This is a genomic window from Stenotrophomonas sp. 1L-E-5-B-C3 (assembly GCF_057292075.1).
Genome location: NZ_JBXAWS010000008.1, coordinates 121,818 through 136,675 on the forward strand (window position 1 = coordinate 121,818; position 14,858 = coordinate 136,675).

The 14,858-nt window shown below is 67.2% G+C and carries 17 protein-coding genes; 12 read left to right on the forward strand and 5 right to left on the reverse strand.

Annotated elements, in window-relative coordinates; all coding sequences use genetic code 11:
- The first annotated feature begins 43 nt into the window (after nt 1-43).
- Nucleotides 44-250 (forward strand): hypothetical protein, encoded by a 207-nt coding sequence (locus AC0Z6F_RS12410; protein WP_012512032.1) that lies wholly within the window; start codon nt 44-46, stop codon nt 248-250.
- Between the two features lie 56 nt (nt 251-306).
- On the opposite strand, the gene AC0Z6F_RS12415 is transcribed toward AC0Z6F_RS12410, so the two are convergent.
- Nucleotides 307-1,428 (reverse strand): HDOD domain-containing protein, encoded by a 1,122-nt coding sequence (locus tag AC0Z6F_RS12415; protein WP_006390153.1) that lies wholly within the window; start codon nt 1,426-1,428, stop codon nt 307-309.
- A 151-nt stretch (nt 1,429-1,579) separates the two neighbouring features.
- A complete protein-coding gene (ppa, locus tag AC0Z6F_RS12420) occupies nt 1,580-2,116 on the reverse strand; it encodes an inorganic diphosphatase (RefSeq protein ID WP_005410935.1) in 537 nt (178 codons plus the stop codon).
- Nucleotides 2,117-2,300: 184 nt separating this feature from the next.
- Here ppa and AC0Z6F_RS12425 point away from each other — a divergent pair, with 184 nt between their 5' ends.
- The 4 genes from AC0Z6F_RS12425 (at nt 2,301) to AC0Z6F_RS12440 (ending at nt 7,565) form a co-directional block, all read left to right on the forward strand.
- On the forward strand, nt 2,301-2,774 hold the full coding sequence (locus AC0Z6F_RS12425) for a hypothetical protein (protein WP_153676080.1): 474 nt from the start codon (nt 2,301-2,303) through the stop codon (nt 2,772-2,774).
- Between the two features lie 72 nt (nt 2,775-2,846).
- Nucleotides 2,847-3,347 (forward strand): RNA polymerase sigma factor, encoded by a 501-nt coding sequence (locus AC0Z6F_RS12430; protein WP_006390147.1) that lies wholly within the window; start codon nt 2,847-2,849, stop codon nt 3,345-3,347.
- 104 nt (nt 3,348-3,451) lie between these two features.
- A complete protein-coding gene (locus tag AC0Z6F_RS12435; RefSeq protein ID WP_485616931.1) occupies nt 3,452-4,399 on the forward strand; it encodes a FecR family protein in 948 nt (315 codons plus the stop codon).
- Nucleotides 4,400-4,643: 244 nt separating this feature from the next.
- Nucleotides 4,644-7,565 (forward strand): TonB-dependent receptor, encoded by a 2,922-nt coding sequence (locus AC0Z6F_RS12440; protein ID WP_485616932.1) that lies wholly within the window; start codon nt 4,644-4,646, stop codon nt 7,563-7,565.
- Between the two features lie 110 nt (nt 7,566-7,675).
- Here AC0Z6F_RS12440 and AC0Z6F_RS12445 read toward each other — a convergent pair whose 3' ends face one another.
- Nucleotides 7,676-7,933, reverse strand: a complete 258-nt coding sequence (locus AC0Z6F_RS12445) for a DUF2789 domain-containing protein (protein WP_100435232.1) — start codon at nt 7,931-7,933, stop codon at nt 7,676-7,678.
- A gap of 108 nt (nt 7,934-8,041) precedes the next feature.
- Between AC0Z6F_RS12445 and AC0Z6F_RS12450 the strand changes: the two genes are divergently transcribed.
- The 6 genes from AC0Z6F_RS12450 to AC0Z6F_RS12475 all read left to right on the forward strand — a co-directional run bounded on the left by AC0Z6F_RS12450 (nt 8,042) and on the right by AC0Z6F_RS12475 (nt 11,417).
- Entirely contained in the window at nt 8,042-8,629 is a 588-nt protein-coding gene (locus AC0Z6F_RS12450; RefSeq protein ID WP_046983038.1) for a biliverdin-producing heme oxygenase, read from the forward strand.
- Nucleotides 8,630-8,660: 31 nt separating this feature from the next.
- The gene (locus AC0Z6F_RS12455) at nt 8,661-9,128 is read left to right on the forward strand and encodes a YbaN family protein (RefSeq protein ID WP_012512027.1); all 468 of its coding nucleotides are present in this window, start codon (nt 8,661-8,663) and stop codon (nt 9,126-9,128) included.
- On the forward strand, nt 9,115-9,843 hold the full coding sequence (exbB, locus tag AC0Z6F_RS12460; protein ID WP_012512026.1) for a tonB-system energizer ExbB: 729 nt from the start codon (nt 9,115-9,117) through the stop codon (nt 9,841-9,843). The genes AC0Z6F_RS12455 and exbB overlap by 14 nt, the downstream gene beginning before the upstream one ends.
- A gap of 9 nt (nt 9,844-9,852) precedes the next feature.
- The gene (gene exbD / locus AC0Z6F_RS12465; RefSeq protein ID WP_012512025.1) at nt 9,853-10,278 is read left to right on the forward strand and encodes a TonB system transport protein ExbD; all 426 of its coding nucleotides are present in this window, start codon (nt 9,853-9,855) and stop codon (nt 10,276-10,278) included.
- A complete protein-coding gene (locus tag AC0Z6F_RS12470; protein WP_006390046.1) occupies nt 10,275-10,994 on the forward strand; it encodes an energy transducer TonB in 720 nt (239 codons plus the stop codon). The genes exbD and AC0Z6F_RS12470 overlap by 4 nt, the downstream gene beginning before the upstream one ends.
- An 87-nt stretch (nt 10,995-11,081) precedes the next feature.
- Nucleotides 11,082-11,417, forward strand: coding sequence for a hypothetical protein (locus AC0Z6F_RS12475; RefSeq protein WP_238380139.1), 336 nt, complete (start codon nt 11,082-11,084; stop codon nt 11,415-11,417).
- 43 nt (nt 11,418-11,460) lie between these two features.
- On the opposite strand, the gene AC0Z6F_RS12480 is transcribed toward AC0Z6F_RS12475, so the two are convergent.
- On the reverse strand, nt 11,461-13,488 hold the full coding sequence (locus AC0Z6F_RS12480; protein WP_006390044.1) for a sodium-translocating pyrophosphatase: 2,028 nt from the start codon (nt 13,486-13,488) through the stop codon (nt 11,461-11,463).
- Between the two features lie 284 nt (nt 13,489-13,772).
- On the opposite strand from AC0Z6F_RS12480, the gene AC0Z6F_RS12485 reads away from it, so the two are divergent.
- Entirely contained in the window at nt 13,773-14,276 is a 504-nt protein-coding gene (locus AC0Z6F_RS12485) for a hypothetical protein (protein ID WP_485616935.1), read from the forward strand.
- 72 nt (nt 14,277-14,348) lie between these two features.
- Here the strand turns inward: AC0Z6F_RS12485 and AC0Z6F_RS12490 are convergent, their stop codons facing one another.
- Complete coding sequence (locus AC0Z6F_RS12490; RefSeq protein ID WP_485616936.1) at nt 14,349-14,738, reverse strand: DUF488 domain-containing protein; 390 nt, start codon at nt 14,736-14,738, stop codon at nt 14,349-14,351.
- Between the last annotated feature and the right edge of the window lie 120 nt (nt 14,739-14,858).

The window sequence follows — 14,858 nt, forward strand, 5'->3', positions numbered from 1 at the left end:
GGTACGTTCACAGAGGTCCATTCCGGACCAAGGAGAGCGCGAAATGAAGAACGCGATGCCACGGATGTTCGCTGCGGCGGTTCTCGCCGTCCTGAGCCTGGCCGGCAGTGTGTCGGCCGGTCCGCTGGTGTGTGCCAATGGCCGCTATTGCGCGGAGGTGCGCAGCAACTGCATCAAGGCCGGTGAGGATGCGGCGTACTGCCAGTTCCTGTTCGAGCGCTGCGTGTACGACCACTGCGCGCAGCCCTGATGCAACGAAGGCGCGTCACTGCGGGCGCGCCTTCATCGCATGCATTGCCGGTGTGATCAGGCTTCGCTGGGCGTGAGCCCCATCAGGCTGTTGGCATGCTCGCGCCACTGCGGCAGTTTGTTGAGCACGCCCGCGCGCTGCAGGTAGTCCTCGTCCACCGGATCGCCATTGACCAGCGCCAGGGCCACGTGCACGGCGCCGGTCACCCAGAAGCTGCGCGTGTTCGCACGCTGCGGCTGCAGGTGGAACGCCACCGCTTCGATGATCGGCATCGGCAGTCCCCACAGGCCCAGCAGGTAGGCGCCGGCTTCGGCGTGGCCTGGGCGGGTATCACCGGCCAGCGACGGTTCGCTGCGCTCGTTGCGCACGCCGGGCAGCAGCAGGCCGATGTCGGCCAGCAGGGCGGCGGTCGCGCCCAGTTCGGCGCTGGATTCGGGCAGCAGGCGTGCGGCCAGCCGCGAGGCGAGCAGGGCACGTTGCTGCAGCGAGTTGCGTTCGGCCGTGGACAACGTCGGTGCCGAGAACACTTCACTGGCCAGTACCAGGTCGCGCAGCGTCGACAGGCCAAGGCGTGTCACCGCCGTACGCAGGTCGGCAATGGTGCGCCCCTGGCTGAAGAACGCCGAGTTCGACAGCTGCAGCACCTTCGCGGCAATGGCCGGATCGGCCGCCACAAGCTTGGCCACGTCGGCGCTGTCGGCGTCGTCGTCATGCTCCAGCGCCTGGGTCAGGCTCAGGTACAGGTGCGGCGGCGACGGCAGTTTCTCGATGCGGCCGATGGCATCACGCAGACGAGGGCTGTCCAGCACCTCGCGTAGTTCTTCCAGGCTGGTCAGTGCTTCCAACAGCACTTCCGGCGCCAGTGGCAACGGCAGGAAACGATGGGCGACACCGATCAGGCGCGCCGGTGGCGGGCGGTTGCCATGCTGTGCATCCACCAGTGCGATGCGGATGGTTTCCGGGCGCAGCGTCCGGATCTGGCCGAGCAACGTGGTTGCATTGAGGTCCGGCAGCTGCGGACAGACGATCACCGCATCCACGCCCTGCGTAGCCACCGCGGTCATCGCGGTCTGGCCATCGATAGCGGTCAGCGGCTGCCAGTCTTCCCCAAGATCGGCAATGAATTCGGTCAGCTCGGCCGGCAGGCTGGCTGCATCCCCAACAAGCAGAATACGCACGACACATTCCCCTGGCTGTCTCGACGATGGATGTCGACGACGTGTGAAGTGACGCAATTTACCTAATACGGCGACAAAGGTGATGCGCCGCAGTCATGAAACGTGACCCGCATCGCTCCGACGGCCTGCGCCGGAGCGATCCGGTTCAGGCTCAGGCCTTGCTGTCGAGGTGGCGCTGGTGCGCCTCGATCAGGATCTGCTTGGCCTCAGCGGCGCCGCCCCAACCGTCCAGCTTGACCCACTTGCCCTTCTCCAGGTCCTTGTAGTGCTCGAAGAAGTGGCCGATGCGCTCCAGCCAGTGGCTCGAGACCTGGGCGATGTCTTCAACGTGGGCGTAGCCACTGAAGATCTTCGAGACCGGCACGGCCAGGATCTTCTCGTCGCTGCCCGCCTCATCGCTCATCTTCAGCACGCCGACCGGACGGCAGCGCACGACCGAGCCCGGCACCAGCGGCAGCGGCAGCACCACCAGCACGTCGGCCGGATCGCCGTCGCCACACAGGGTGCTCGGCACGTAGCCGTAGTTGCAGGGGTAGCGCATCGGGGTGGACAGGATGCGGTCGACGAAGATCGCGCCGGTTTCCTTGTCCACTTCGTACTTCACCGGCTCCGAGTCCTTCGGGATCTCGATGATGACGTTGATTTCTTCCGGCGGGTTCTTGCCGGGCGAGACGAGTTCCAGACCCATGGTCGTGCTCCAGGTGGGAGATATAGACGGATAGCCCCCCATTTTATGCCTTTGCCGGGCGCTGTGCAGGGGGCGCGGCCGACAGCACGGCACGGCAGTGGCCCACCCTTGCTGGAGGTGTTGCCCGATGGGGGCATCGGGACGCCGGGTGCAGGCTGGAACCCTGTTCCCGAGGAGCTCCCGCATGAAAATGTCTGCCCTGCCGATCGGCCTGACCTGCGCGCTGCTGATGGCGCCGCCGGTACAGGCGTTTCCCTATGTCGATCTGATCGACTACCCGCACCAGGAGGCCAACTGGGACCGCTTCTTCGCCTTGGAAGGCCGGTTGCAGCATGGTTTCGACGCCATCTGTGGCGACACCTTCTGCGAGGGCGAGTACAGCGATATCCGCGCTCTGCGCCTGCGCTGCTCGGTGGATGCGGTGCGTGGCACCGTCCATGAGTGTCTGTGGGCATTTGCCGCCAGCGATCTGGAGATTTCCCGCAACGATGGCGCGATTATGGCACGGCAGCCGACCTGGCTGTGCCGGCTGCCGCTGATGCCGGGCACCGGGGTGGAGGCCTTCCATGCCGCGCTGGCGGCCCGCAATCCGCTGCACGATCCACTGCCGGGCACGTCGCAGAGCGCCTATGACGGCCTGACCGAGTGCATCTATTGATGAGAACGTGACTGATTCGCATTAACGGAGTAGCATGCGCGGCGCCTTCCGTCTGTCTTCCCGGCCCTGCGCATGTCCTCCAATGCCGCCACCCTCACCGAACTGCTGATCCGCGAGCGGCCGGCACTGCTGCGCCGGGTGCAGCGCATCCTCGGTGGAGACAATGGTGCCGAGGACGTGATCCAGGCGGTCTGGTTCAAGGCGCGTGGGGTAGACGACAGCCAGGCCATCGACAACCCGCGGGCCTATCTGTACCGGCTGGCCGCCAACCTGGCCACCGACCACGGCCGTGAATCGACCCGCCGCAACCGCCTGCTCGCCGACCATTACCTGTGGGGGCCGGACGAGGTGATCTCGACCGAAGAACAGGCGATGGCACAGGACGAACTGCAGCGGGTGCTGGATGCCGCCGGCCACCTGCCGGAGCCGACCCGCACCATTTTCCGCCTCAACCGCCTGCAGGGCCTGACCCAGGCCGCGATCGCACGCCGCCTCGGCGTGTCGGTGACCACTGTCGAAAACCACGTGCGCTCCGCGCTGCAACGCCTGGCTTGGGCGCGCAGCGGCCGATGAACGACCCGGCTTGGGGCAGGCCTTCGCTGAAACGTCTTGATTACTGGACCGTGCATGCGGTCTAGTTCCTTCGCCCGCGCTTGAATGCGCCTCTCTGCCAGCCCATGAGCCCGCCGAACACGCTGCCCGCCGCCAACGATGATGCCCTGGCCGAACAGGCCCGGGGCTGGATCGTGTGGCTGGCGTCTGGCGATATCAGTGATGCGCGCATGCACGACTTCGAGTGCTGGCTGGCACTACCGGGGCATCGCCGTGCCTTCGAGCACGAGCGTGTGCTGTGGCGCAGCGCAGGGCCGCGTCCGTCGCAGGCCGCGACGATCGCGACGATCGCGCGGCGCCGGCCGCAGCGCCTGCGGTGGGCGATGGCCGCCGCTGCGGCGCTGGCGATGCTGGTGGTGTGGCCGGAAGCCTGGCTGCGTGCGCAGGCCGACCATCGCAGCACGCATGTCGTACAGAACGTGCAGCTGCCTGATGGCAGTCGCGCGGTGCTGGATGCCGACAGCGCGATCGCCGTGCACTTCGATGTGAATGCGCGCCAGGTCGAGTTGCTGCGGGGCCGCGTCTGGTTCGAGGTCAGTCCGGACGCGCAGCGGCGTTTCAGCGTGCGTGCCGGCAATGGTGTGGTCGAGGACATCTCCACCGCGTTCACCGTTGCGCGCGGCGATGACCGGGTGGAAACCCAGGTCGGGCAGGGCAGGGTGCGTGTGGCCAGCCCGGCCGACGGTGGCTGGACGTACCTGCAGGTGGGGCAGCGTGCGGTCTATGGCGAGCGCAGTGGCGTGACGCGGCTCGATGACGTGGCGGCTGACAGTGTCGGCGCCTGGCGGCAGGGCGAGCTGCTGCTGGAGCAGGCCAGCGTCGCCGACGCGGTGCGAGGGGTAGGGCGCTATCGTGCTGGCCCGACCTTCGTGCACGGTGATCTGTCGCGGTTGCCGGCGGTCAGTGCAGCGCTGCGCATCGATCGCCCGGAGCAGGCGCTGGACGCGCTGGCGGCAACGGCAGGTTTGCAGGTTACCCGTCTGCCGTTCGGGGTCGCCATCGTCCACCCGTAGATCCCCGCCATTGCCCGTGTGCCGACCAACGGTCGGCACCCACCACTGGAAGCAGCCGACCAACGGTCGGCAGCCGCCGCGACAACCTGAGATACACCTTCAACTGCAATTCCCTCTTGGGGTTGTCGCCACCCCATCCGTCTTACCCCGCGAACGTACCCGCCGCCGCCACGTACGTCGCCGTGTCCGCGCCCGCCGCGGATGACGCCGCGCCTGCGGCTCCGATTACCTGACAGGTTCCCCCATGTTCGACTCCCATCGTCCGGGCCGCGTGCTGCGCCCGTCCCGCCTGTGCATCGCGTTGCTGGCTGCCGGCCTCGCCAGCGCCGCACCATCGTCCGTACTGGCGCAGAGTGCTGCCAGCGGCCATGCGGCCCTGCAGCGTTTCGACATTCCCGCGCAGCCGCTTGATGAAGCGCTGCGCAGCTACATGCGCCAGTCCGGCGTGCAGGTGGTGTATCCGGCCACCCTGGCCCAGGGCGTGAGCTCGCACGCGGTCAGCGGCAACCTGTCTTCCGATGAGGCCCTGGCTCGCCTGCTGCAGGGCAGTGGCCTGGCGGTGCGCCGGGTCAGTGCCGATGCGGTGACCCTGGAAGCGGCAGCGTCGGCGCAGGCCGACAGCGGTGTGATCGTCACCGATACGCTGAGCGTGGCCGGCGACCGTATCGACAGCGGCGCAACCAGCGACGAGGCGCGCCTGCTCGACGGCTATCGCAGCGTCGGCTCCGCCACCACGCTCAACCGCACCCACCTGGAGCGATTCCGCGGTACGTCCAACGGCGACATCGTCAAGGGCGTGGCTGGCGTCACCGCCGGTGATCCGCGCGTGGGCAACGGCTTTGACGTCAACATCCGTGGCATCCAGGGCCAGGGCCGCGTGCCGGTGATCATCGACGGTGGCCAGTCCAGCATGGATACCTACCGTGGTTATGCCGGCCAGTCGCAGCGCACCTACCTCGACCCGGACCTGATCTCCAGCCTGACCATCACCAAGGGCCCGAGCCTGCAGGCCAACGCCTCCGGTGGCATCGGCGGCGTGGTCGAGTTGGAGACGCTGAAGATCGGTGACGTGCTGCGCGAAGGGCGGGACTTCGGCGTGCGCGTGCGTGGCGGCCTGGCCAACAACAGCGCCAACAACCTGCCTTCCTACAGTGCCGCGCCGCGCAACGATCGCAGCGCCACCGGCAGCCAGTTCTTCAACGTGGCCGCTGCGGGACACTGGGATCGCTTCGATCTGGTCGCCGCCTACGCCTACCGCGACAATGGGAACTACTTCTCCGGCAAGCACGGCTACGACGATTTCCCGCAGACCCGGCGCACGCTGGCACCGCTGAATCCGCCGCGTACCGAGGTCTTCAATACCTCGGCGCGCTCGAAGTCGGCGCTGCTCAAGGGCACCTGGCGCATCGACGATGCACAGACGCTGGAAGCAGGCTATCGCCGCTACGAAGGCACCGCCGGGGAGATCATGGCGTCGCAGATCATCCGTGTGGATCGCGACCGCATCCCGCAGTGGGATCCGGGCCACGTTGACATGGACAGCTACACCCTGCGCTATCGCTTCAATCCGGACAGCGAACTGGTCGACCTGCGCGTCAACGCCACGTACACCGACACCGACAGCGTGATGTACAACAGTCTGACCGGCATCACCCCGTGGTACTTCGATCGCCGCACCGAGTGGTACGACGCGCCCAGCTTCAGTGGCGACCCCGGTTACAAGGATGCCTACCGCAATCCGCTGCGACAGAAGCGCTTCGGCCTGGATGCCAGCAATACCTCGAAGTTCGACACTCGTGCCGGCGCGTTCACCCTCGACTATGGCCTGTCCTACAGCGACGAAGACATCGCGCCGGGCAGTTCGGGGCCGGTCATGCACGATGACCTGATCAACAACCGCTTCCTGCGCAACGCCGAGCGCAAGGAATACAGTGCCGTGGCCTCGCTGAAGTGGCAGCCCGATGAGCATTGGGAACTGTTGGCCGGCGGCCGCTGGAACCGCGTGGATGTGCAGGACCGCAACCGCCTTGCCACGCCCGACGCCTATGAGGTGCAGGGCCAGTACCGCTACACCGAACTGCTCAACGGCAACCCGGCGCTGCCGTCGTGGCGTGCCAAGCGCATCGCGCTGCTGAACTGGTATCCGGACGCCAACGGCAATTTCACCCAGGAATCGCTGCTGGCCTCACCGTACAAGAAGGGTACGGTGGGCGACATCGGTGGCTGGAACTTCTACGACGCCGGCAAGGCGCAGGACCTGGAAGTGCCGGTCAGCTGGACCTGGTCGCAGCCGATCCGCCGTCGTGATACCGCGTTCTCGCCCACCGCCAGTGTGGCCTACCGCTTCAGCGAAGACACCATGGTCTACGTGAAGTACGCCGAAGGCACCAAGCTGCCGAGCCTGTTCGAGACCACGCTGGGCCTGTTCACTGCCGCCAAACCGGTGGGCGAGCTGAAGCCGGAGCGCGCGCGCAGCTGGGAAATCGGCGCCAGTACCATCCGCTACGACCTGTTCACTGCCGGCGACCGCCTGGCACTGAAGCTGGCCTACTTCGATACCCGCATCGATGACCTGATCACGCGCGACTACCGCACGCTGTCGGCCGGCCTGATCCGCAACGTCGACCAGTTCAAGGTCTCGGGCATGGAGTTCCAGTCCAGCTATGACAGCGGCAAGGTATTTGCTGATCTGTCCGCGCACTACTACTTCAAGGCCAAGACCTGTGCACCGGACATCGCCGCCGAGCGCCGTGCCTATGGGGCACAGCGCAGGAACGATGAGCTGGCCAACACGCCCAACTGCGTGGACGGTGGCTTCGAGGGCTCGTACACCAATACCCAGAATCCGCCGCGCTACATGGTCAACCTGACCCTGGGCTCGCGCCTGTTCGACGAGCGCCTGACCTTCGGCACCCGCGTGGTCCACAACGCCGGCCCGATCAGCAAGCTGGACAAGGACTGGAACGTGGGCCTGTCGGCGATCCAGCAGCTGTACCGGCCGACTACCCTGGTCGACCTGTTCGCCAGCTGGAGCTTCAACGACCAGCTGTCGGTGGAAGCGGGCGTGGACAACGTCACCGACCGCTACTACCTGGATCCGCTGGCGCTGGGCGTGATGCCGGCCCCGGGCCGTACCGCGAGGCTGGCGCTGACCTGGAAGTATTGATCGGCTGCGGATGAGTGATGGGGTCGGATCCCTTTCCTGCGGAAAGGGCTCTGACCCCATCGGGAGACAACGGTAGCGCCGGGCCATGCCCGGCGCCTTCCTCCAGGCAGTTACAGCCCGGTCGCCGCCTTCACTGCATCTTCGTGCAGCGACTCGTTCAGCTCATCCACCACAGTGCTCCACGCTGCGTCGGCCTGCAGCGATTCGGACAGGAACTGGCGCTGGGCATCGTTCCAGTAGGCGGCCTCGGCCACTTCCACATCGGTGGCCAGCTGGTGCTCGCGGATGAAGCGGGCAATCCCCTCGGCGCTGGCGTCCAGGCCCAGCTGCAGGAACAGGTTGGTCATGCGCGGTTCGGTGGTGATCATCATCGGTTCCGGGTGGAAGAAGGGAATGGCCCATTATCGGTGCACATGGGCTTGGGGAAAGCCCCGTGGCGAACGTCTACAGCAGGACGACCCCCTTGGCATTCCCCCATGAACGCACACATCGCCCCTGAAGACAGCCGCAGCCTGCGGCTCAAGGCCGCCACCCGCGACAGCCACGGCGCGTTGGACAAACGCATCATGGCCGGCGACATCTTCGCCGACCGCGGCAACTTCGCCCGTTTCCTGCGCGTGCAGTACCGCTTCCACCGCAGCATCGATGCGCTGTATGCCAACCCTGCGCTGGACGCACTGCTGCCCGACCTCGGTGAGCGCCGCCGCCTTACACAGGTGGCACGCGATCTGCAGGATCTGGAGCAGACCCTGCCGGGAGCCGACATCGCGGCGTTGCCGTCCGATCTGGAGCTACCCGCCGCATTGGGGTGGCTGTATGTGGCCGAAGGGTCCAACCTGGGCGGCACCGTGCTGTACAAGATGGCCGCCAAGCTCGGCCTGGACCGCGATTTCGGCGCCCGTCACCTGGCCGCGCACCCGGATGGCGCGGCGCGCCACTGGCGTGAGTTCACCGCTGCGCTGGATGCGGTGCCGCTGAGCGCCGAGCAGGAGCAGCAGGTGATCGACGCCGCCGATGCCGCCTTCCGCAGCGTGCACGGCCACGTTGAAGTGGAATTCGCCTGATGCACGCCTCCCGCCTATCGGCGCAACGCTGATGCGCTGGCTCTGGTTCGCGCTGGGCTGGGTGATGGTCGGGCTCGGGGTGATCGGCGCGCTGCTGCCGGTGATGCCGACCACCATCTTCCTGATCCTGGCCGTGGGCTGCTTCGCGCGCAGTTCGCCAAAGTTCGAGCAACGCCTGCTGGCGCACCCGCGCTACGGCCCGTCACTTCGGCTGTGGCGCGAGCAGGGCGCGGTGTCGCGCAAGGGCAAGGCGTTTGCCAGCGCCGGCATGGCGGTGGGCTTCGCGCTGTTCTGCTGGGGCGCGCACCCGTCCTGGCGGCTGCTGCTGGGCGTGGGCCTGTTCTTCGCGGTCAGTGCCGGCTACGTGCTCAGTCGGCCCGCACCGCGGCTGGAGCCCAACCCGGTCGTGGAAGTGGACGACGCCAATGATCCGCGCTCGGCACGCCGCCGTGCTGCGACCCCTGATGCTGATGGAAAACGAGACGATGTTGCCTGCTGACCTGGCCCCCGTGGCTGCCCCTGCACTGACGCCCTGGGGCATGTATCTGGCCGCCGACGTGGTGGTGAAGACCGTGATGATCGCGCTCGCGCTGGCGTCGCTGGCCACCTGGACCGTGCTGCTGGCCAAGGGCTGGGAACTGGCCCGCCAGGCACGGCAGCTGCGCGCAGCGCGTGCGCTGCTGCTGCAGGCGCCGAGCCTGCCCAGCGAAAGCGCCGACGCCAGTGTGCAGCAGGGCACCGCACTCGCCATGCTGGACGCGGCGCGAACCGAGCTGCGCCTGTCTCAGGAGCTGGACAGCCGCGATGGCACCAAGGAACGCGTTGCCTCGCGCCTGGGCCGTATCGAACTGGAAACTGCGCGCGTGCAGCGGCGCGGCATCGGCGTGCTGGCCAGCATCGGCGCGGTGGCGCCGTTCGTTGGCCTGTTCGGCACGGTGTGGGGCATCATGAACAGTTTCATCGGCATCGCCCACAGCAACACCACCAACCTGGCGGTGGTCGCCCCCGGCATCGCCGAGGCCCTGCTGGCGACCGCGCTGGGCCTGGTCGCAGCGATTCCCGCAGTGCTGGTCTACAACCATTTCAGCCGCGTGCTGGCTGGCCTGTGTGGGCTGCTCGGCGATCTGTCGGCGGCCGTGCAGCAACTGGTCTCACGCGATCTCGATCGTGCCGTTCCGCGTACCGCAGCCGCGCCGCTGCGTGCGGTGCACTGAGGCGCGACGATGGCGATCAGGACCGCGTCCGACCGTGACGATGCGCCGGAAGAAGCGCATGAGATCAATGTCACGCCTTTCATCGACGTGATGCTGGTGCTGCTGATCATCTTCATGGTGGCCGCACCGCTGGCCACCGTGTCGGTGCCGGTGCAGCTGCCGGCCAGCAATGCCAGTGCCACGCCGCCGGAACAGGCACCGGTGTACGTGACCGTGCAGGCAGATCTGTCGCTGCGCGTTGGCGAACAGGCCGTAGCGCGCGACGGGCTGGCGGCTGCATTGCAGGCGGCCACTCACAGTGATACCACGCAGCGCATCTTCCTGCGTGCCGATACCCGCGTGCCCTATGGCGAACTGATGGCCACGCTGGATGCGCTGCGAGCGGCCGGTTACCTGAAGGTGGCGCTGGTCGGCCTGGAGCAGGGCGCACGATGAGTGGACTGCGGCGCTGGGCGACCAGCCTGGCGATCGTACTGCTGGTGCATGCGCTGTTGATCGGCGCGGCCTGCTGGTGGGCGGCCCGTGCGCCGGCGCTGACGGCTGCGGTTCCGCCTGCGGCGCTGATGCTGGAACTGGCGCCGATGGCGCAGGCGCCGCCGGTGCCGCCGCGCGAGGTCGCCACCGGGCCGCTGCAGCAGCAACAGCAGCGGCAGGCGCCGAAGCCGGCCCTGCGCGAGCAACCGAAGGCGCCGATGCAGCCGCAGGGTGAGCTGCCACCGCCGCGTACACCGGAGCCGACGCCGTCGCCGGACACCGCTGACGCCAACGTCGCGCAGACCAGCGCACCGCCGCAGGTGGCGGCTGACGCGGCTACACGCTACACCGCACCGCAGACCACGGCGGGTGAGCGCAGTCGTGCCGAGGCGACCTGGGAAGGACGCCTGCTCGGGCACCTGCAGAAACACCGCCGCTATCCGCGCCAGGCCGAGCGGCTGCGCCAGCAGGGTGTGGTCTACGTGCGCTTTGCGGTTGCCCGCGATGGCGCGGTCTCGGGGTTGAAACTGGGCCGCAGCAGTGGCTTCGCGCTGCTCGACCAGGAGACGCTGGACACCGTGCAGCGGGCCAGCCCGGTACCGGCGCCGCCGGCCGAAGTGGCCGGCGACCCGGTGGAAGTGATGGTGCCGGTGTCGTTCTTCCTGCGCGGGCGGTGATCGCCATCGGGGTCGGATCCCTTTCCGCAGGAAAGGACTCTGACCCCAACCGGAATTCACGGCAGCGCGCAGGCGTTATGCTCGTGCATGACCGTCAATGGACGCGCGGAGGCTGGCATGACGACACGGACGTTACGGGGGCTGGCCTGGTGCAGCGTGTTCCTGGCTGCATGCGTGGCCGTTCTTTCGCTGGCACCGTTCACGCCGGCGATCATCCTGACCTTGCCCTTGCTGTTGTTCGCGGCCTTCTGGATCCGGCGTGGCTCGTGGCTGCCCGGCGTACTCTGCGCGTGGCTGGCCTCGTTCGCCTTCATCGGCAGCCCGCTGAGCCTCTTCGATGGCTGGGACCGGCCGATCTACGCCTGTTGGATGATCGCCGTCGTGCTGCTTGTCGTCCGGTGGATGAGGCGGGCGCGGCCGTAGAGTCGAGCAAGCTCGACTCTACGGGTTTGCGCATGGCGTGGATCTACAGCAGCGGCACCAGCAGCAGCGCCACGATGTTGATGATCTTGATCAGCGGATTGATCGCCGGACCGGCGGTGTCCTTGTAGGGATCGCCGACGGTATCGCCGGTCACTGCCGCCTTGTGCGCCTCGCTGCCCTTGCCGCCGAAGTGGCCGTCTTCGATGTACTTCTTGGCGTTGTCCCAGGCGCCGCCGCCGGTGGTCATCGAAATGGCCACGAACAGGCCGGTCACGATCGTGCCGATCAGCAGGCCGCCCAGTGCGCGCGGCCCCAGCAGCAGGCCGACCACCACCGGCACCGCCACCGGCAGCAGCGAGGGCACGATCATTTCGCGGATCGCCGAGCGGGTCAGCATGTCCACCGCCTTGTCGTACTGCGGCTTGCCGGTGCCCTGCATGATGCCGGGGATCTCGCGGAACTGGCGGCGCACTTCTTCTACCACCGCACCGGCGGCGCGGCCGACCGCTTCCATCGCCATCGCACCGAACAGATAAGGAATCAGGCCGCCGATCAGCAGGCCGATGATCACCGTGTGGTCGCTGAGGTCGAAGCGGAACTCCTGACCGGGATTGGCCGCCTGCAGGTTATGGGTGTAGTCGGCGAACAGCACCAGCGCGGCCAGTGCCGCCGAACCGATTGCATAGCCCTTGGTCACCGCCTTGGTGGTGTTGCCCACCGCATCCAGCGGATCGGTGATGTCGCGGATTTCCGAGGGCAGTTCAGCCATCTCGGCGATGCCACCGGCGTTGTCGGTGATCGGCCCGTAAGCATCGAGGGCGACGATCATGCCGGCCATCGACAGCATTGCGGTGGCGGCGATGGCGATGCCGTACAGGCCACCCAGCGCGAACGCACCCCAGATGGCCGCGCACACCGCGATCACGGGCAGTGCGGTGGACTTCATCGAGATCCCGAGGCCGGCGATGATGTTGGTGCCGTGGCCGGTGGTCGACGCCTGTGCCACGTGCTGCACCGGCTTGTACTGGGTGCCGGTGTAGTACTCGGTGATCCACACGATCAGGCCGGTCAGCACCAGCCCGATCAATGCGCAGCCATACAGCGCCATCGGCCCGTGCACGTTGTCACTCATCAACCCGGTGGTGATCGGGTAGAACGCAATCGCGGCCAGTACGCCGGAGACAATCACGCCCTTGTACAGCGCACCCATGATCGAGCCGCCCGGCTTCACCTTGACGAACAGCGCGCCGATGATCGAGGCGATGATCGACACGCCGCCCAGCACCAGCGGATACAGCACCGCGTTGGCGCCGGCCTCGGTCAGCATCAGGCTGCCCAGCAGCATGGTGGCGATGACGGTGACCGCATAGGTCTCGAACAGGTCGGCAGCCATGCCGGCGCAGTCGCCGACGTTGTCACCGACGTTGTCGGCGATCACCGCCGGGTTGCGCGGGTCATCCTCGGGAATCCCGGCTTCGACCTTGCCGACCAGGTCGGCACCTACGTCCGCGCCCTTGGTGAAGATGCCGCCGCCCAGGCGCGCGAAGATCGAGATCAGCGAGGAGCCGAAGGCAAGGCCCACCAGGGCATGCAGCGCTTGTTCCATCGGCAGGCCCATGCGCAGCAGCAGTGCGTAGTAGCCGGCCACGCCCAGCAGGCCGAGGCCGACCACCAGCATGCCGGTGATCGCACCGCCGCGGAAGGCGACGTCCATCGCCGCGCTGATGCCGTGGCGGGCAGCTTCGGCGGTGCGCACGTTGGCGCGTACCGAGACGTTCATGCCGATGTAGCCGGCGGCACCGGACAGCACCGCGCCGATGGCGAAGCCGACTGCGGTGTACCAGCTGAGGAAGATGCCGACCAGCACGAACAGCACCACGCCGGCGACGCCGATGGTCAGGTACTGGCGGTTGAGGTAGGCACGCGCACCTTCCTGGATCGCGGTGGCGATCGCGACCATGCGTTCATTGCCGGTGGGTTGGCGCAGGATCCAGCGCGCCGAGACGATTCCGAACAGGATCGCGAGAATGGCGCAGCCCAGCGCCAGTGACAGCCCGTGACGTTCCAGCATTAGACCCCTCCGCAGAATGGATGGACAAGCATCCAGTGGCGATGAACTGCACCACGAGGGGGACGACGGGCTGCAGCCTGGAACCAACCCGTACCGACCTTGGTGGTCGTCCGACGTATGGCGGTGTTCAGCATTCCCTGGTGCCCGCAGTATGCGTGCACCTGCGCCCGGATGGTAGCGCCGGGCCATGCCCGGCGAGCGCAGTGGCTGCTCGATGGATGCGTCTTTGCGCCCCGTTAAGCCTGCCTCTGCAAGCCTGCGCACAGTCCTGAAGGAGATCCCGCATGCGCCTGTCCCTGTTGATGCTTGCCGCCCTGGTCCCGGCCGTACCGGCACTCGCCGTGGAAACCCCCGAGCTGCAGCGTGCCGTGGGTGCCCCACAGACGGTGGGCGCAGTGCACACGCTGCGGCAGATCCCCGAGGCCTGTGCGCGACTGGAAGGTGCATTCACCGGCCAGGCGGCCGAGCCGTATCGCTTCGCACCGGTGCGGACCAGCGAGCAGTGCCAGCCGCGCGCACGCTTCGTCGACTATGCCAAGGCGCAGCCGAGTGTGGACAAGGGCTGGAAGCTCAACGATGTGATCCGCGTACCCAATGCCGCGTGCCCGGCGCAGCAGGCAGTAGTGCGGGTGTGGCGCCTGCCAGTGAACAATACCCAGGCATTGGATGGGCAGGGCCAGTCGCGCATCTATCTGGAAGAAGCGAAGAAGCAGGCCGCTGCAGGCAAGATCCCGCAGGTGACGATGTTCGCCGCGCAGCTGCAGATGGAAGGCAAGGCCTGCAATTGAAATTGCGCGGGCGGTGTACCCACGCGGTCATCCACCGGTAGTGCCGGCCGCTGGCCGGCAACTCTGCAATCATCACTCCGCCAGCGTCGCCCCGCGCGCGACCAGCAGCTCGCGCAATGCCGTACGGTGGCAGTGCGTCTCATCCTCGCAGTAGCAGCCCACGCTGATGTCGCTGTGCTGCGACATCGCGGCCAGCAGATCCAGCGCATGCGCGGCATCGGGTGCCTTCATCTCGGCCTTGTAGTGGCGGAAGAAGGCATTCCAGTCGGCGGTGGTCTTCGCTTCATGGGCCTGCTTCACCAGCTCCGCGCTGGGTGACAGGGTCGGGAACCAGACGTCGTACCAGTCCTGTTTCGCGAATTCGCTGCGTGGCACGCCGCGCGGTGGGCGCCGAACGGTGCCGATGCGCAGGCCTTCACCGGGGGCGCGAGGGGTGCCCAATCGCACAACACGCAGTGCCATGATGATCTCCAGGCGGGGCATCCATCATCCTGCGATGCACGTGCGTCAGGTGTGAACCGCTGTGGAAACGAAAAGGCCCGGGCGCCTGCGCACCCGGGCCTTTTCCCATGCTGGCAGCGA

What these genes read in the sequence shown, in the direction of transcription:
- AC0Z6F_RS12410 (WP_012512032.1), top strand. Translation starts at nt 44, where the DNA reads ATGAAGAACGCGATGCCACGGATGTTCGCTGCGGCGGTTCTCGCCGTC.
- ppa (WP_005410935.1), bottom strand. Translation starts at nt 2,116, where the DNA reads ATGGGTCTGGAACTCGTCTCGCCCGGCAAGAACCCGCCGGAAGAAATC.
- AC0Z6F_RS12425 (WP_153676080.1), top strand. Translation starts at nt 2,301, where the DNA reads ATGAAAATGTCTGCCCTGCCGATCGGCCTGACCTGCGCGCTGCTGATG.
- AC0Z6F_RS12430 (WP_006390147.1), top strand. Translation starts at nt 2,847, where the DNA reads ATGTCCTCCAATGCCGCCACCCTCACCGAACTGCTGATCCGCGAGCGG.
- AC0Z6F_RS12435 (WP_485616931.1), top strand. Translation starts at nt 3,452, where the DNA reads ATGAGCCCGCCGAACACGCTGCCCGCCGCCAACGATGATGCCCTGGCC.
- AC0Z6F_RS12440 (WP_485616932.1), top strand. Translation starts at nt 4,644, where the DNA reads ATGTTCGACTCCCATCGTCCGGGCCGCGTGCTGCGCCCGTCCCGCCTG.
- AC0Z6F_RS12445 (WP_100435232.1), bottom strand. Translation starts at nt 7,933, where the DNA reads ATGATCACCACCGAACCGCGCATGACCAACCTGTTCCTGCAGCTGGGC.
- AC0Z6F_RS12450 (WP_046983038.1), top strand. Translation starts at nt 8,042, where the DNA reads ATGAACGCACACATCGCCCCTGAAGACAGCCGCAGCCTGCGGCTCAAG.
- AC0Z6F_RS12455 (WP_012512027.1), top strand. Translation starts at nt 8,661, where the DNA reads ATGCGCTGGCTCTGGTTCGCGCTGGGCTGGGTGATGGTCGGGCTCGGG.
- exbB (WP_012512026.1), top strand. Translation starts at nt 9,115, where the DNA reads ATGTTGCCTGCTGACCTGGCCCCCGTGGCTGCCCCTGCACTGACGCCC.
- exbD (WP_012512025.1), top strand. Translation starts at nt 9,853, where the DNA reads ATGGCGATCAGGACCGCGTCCGACCGTGACGATGCGCCGGAAGAAGCG.
- AC0Z6F_RS12470 (WP_006390046.1), top strand. Translation starts at nt 10,275, where the DNA reads ATGAGTGGACTGCGGCGCTGGGCGACCAGCCTGGCGATCGTACTGCTG.
- AC0Z6F_RS12475 (WP_238380139.1), top strand. Translation starts at nt 11,082, where the DNA reads ATGACCGTCAATGGACGCGCGGAGGCTGGCATGACGACACGGACGTTA.
- AC0Z6F_RS12480 (WP_006390044.1), bottom strand. Translation starts at nt 13,488, where the DNA reads ATGCTGGAACGTCACGGGCTGTCACTGGCGCTGGGCTGCGCCATTCTC.
- AC0Z6F_RS12485 (WP_485616935.1), top strand. Translation starts at nt 13,773, where the DNA reads ATGCGCCTGTCCCTGTTGATGCTTGCCGCCCTGGTCCCGGCCGTACCG.
- AC0Z6F_RS12490 (WP_485616936.1), bottom strand. Translation starts at nt 14,738, where the DNA reads ATGGCACTGCGTGTTGTGCGATTGGGCACCCCTCGCGCCCCCGGTGAA.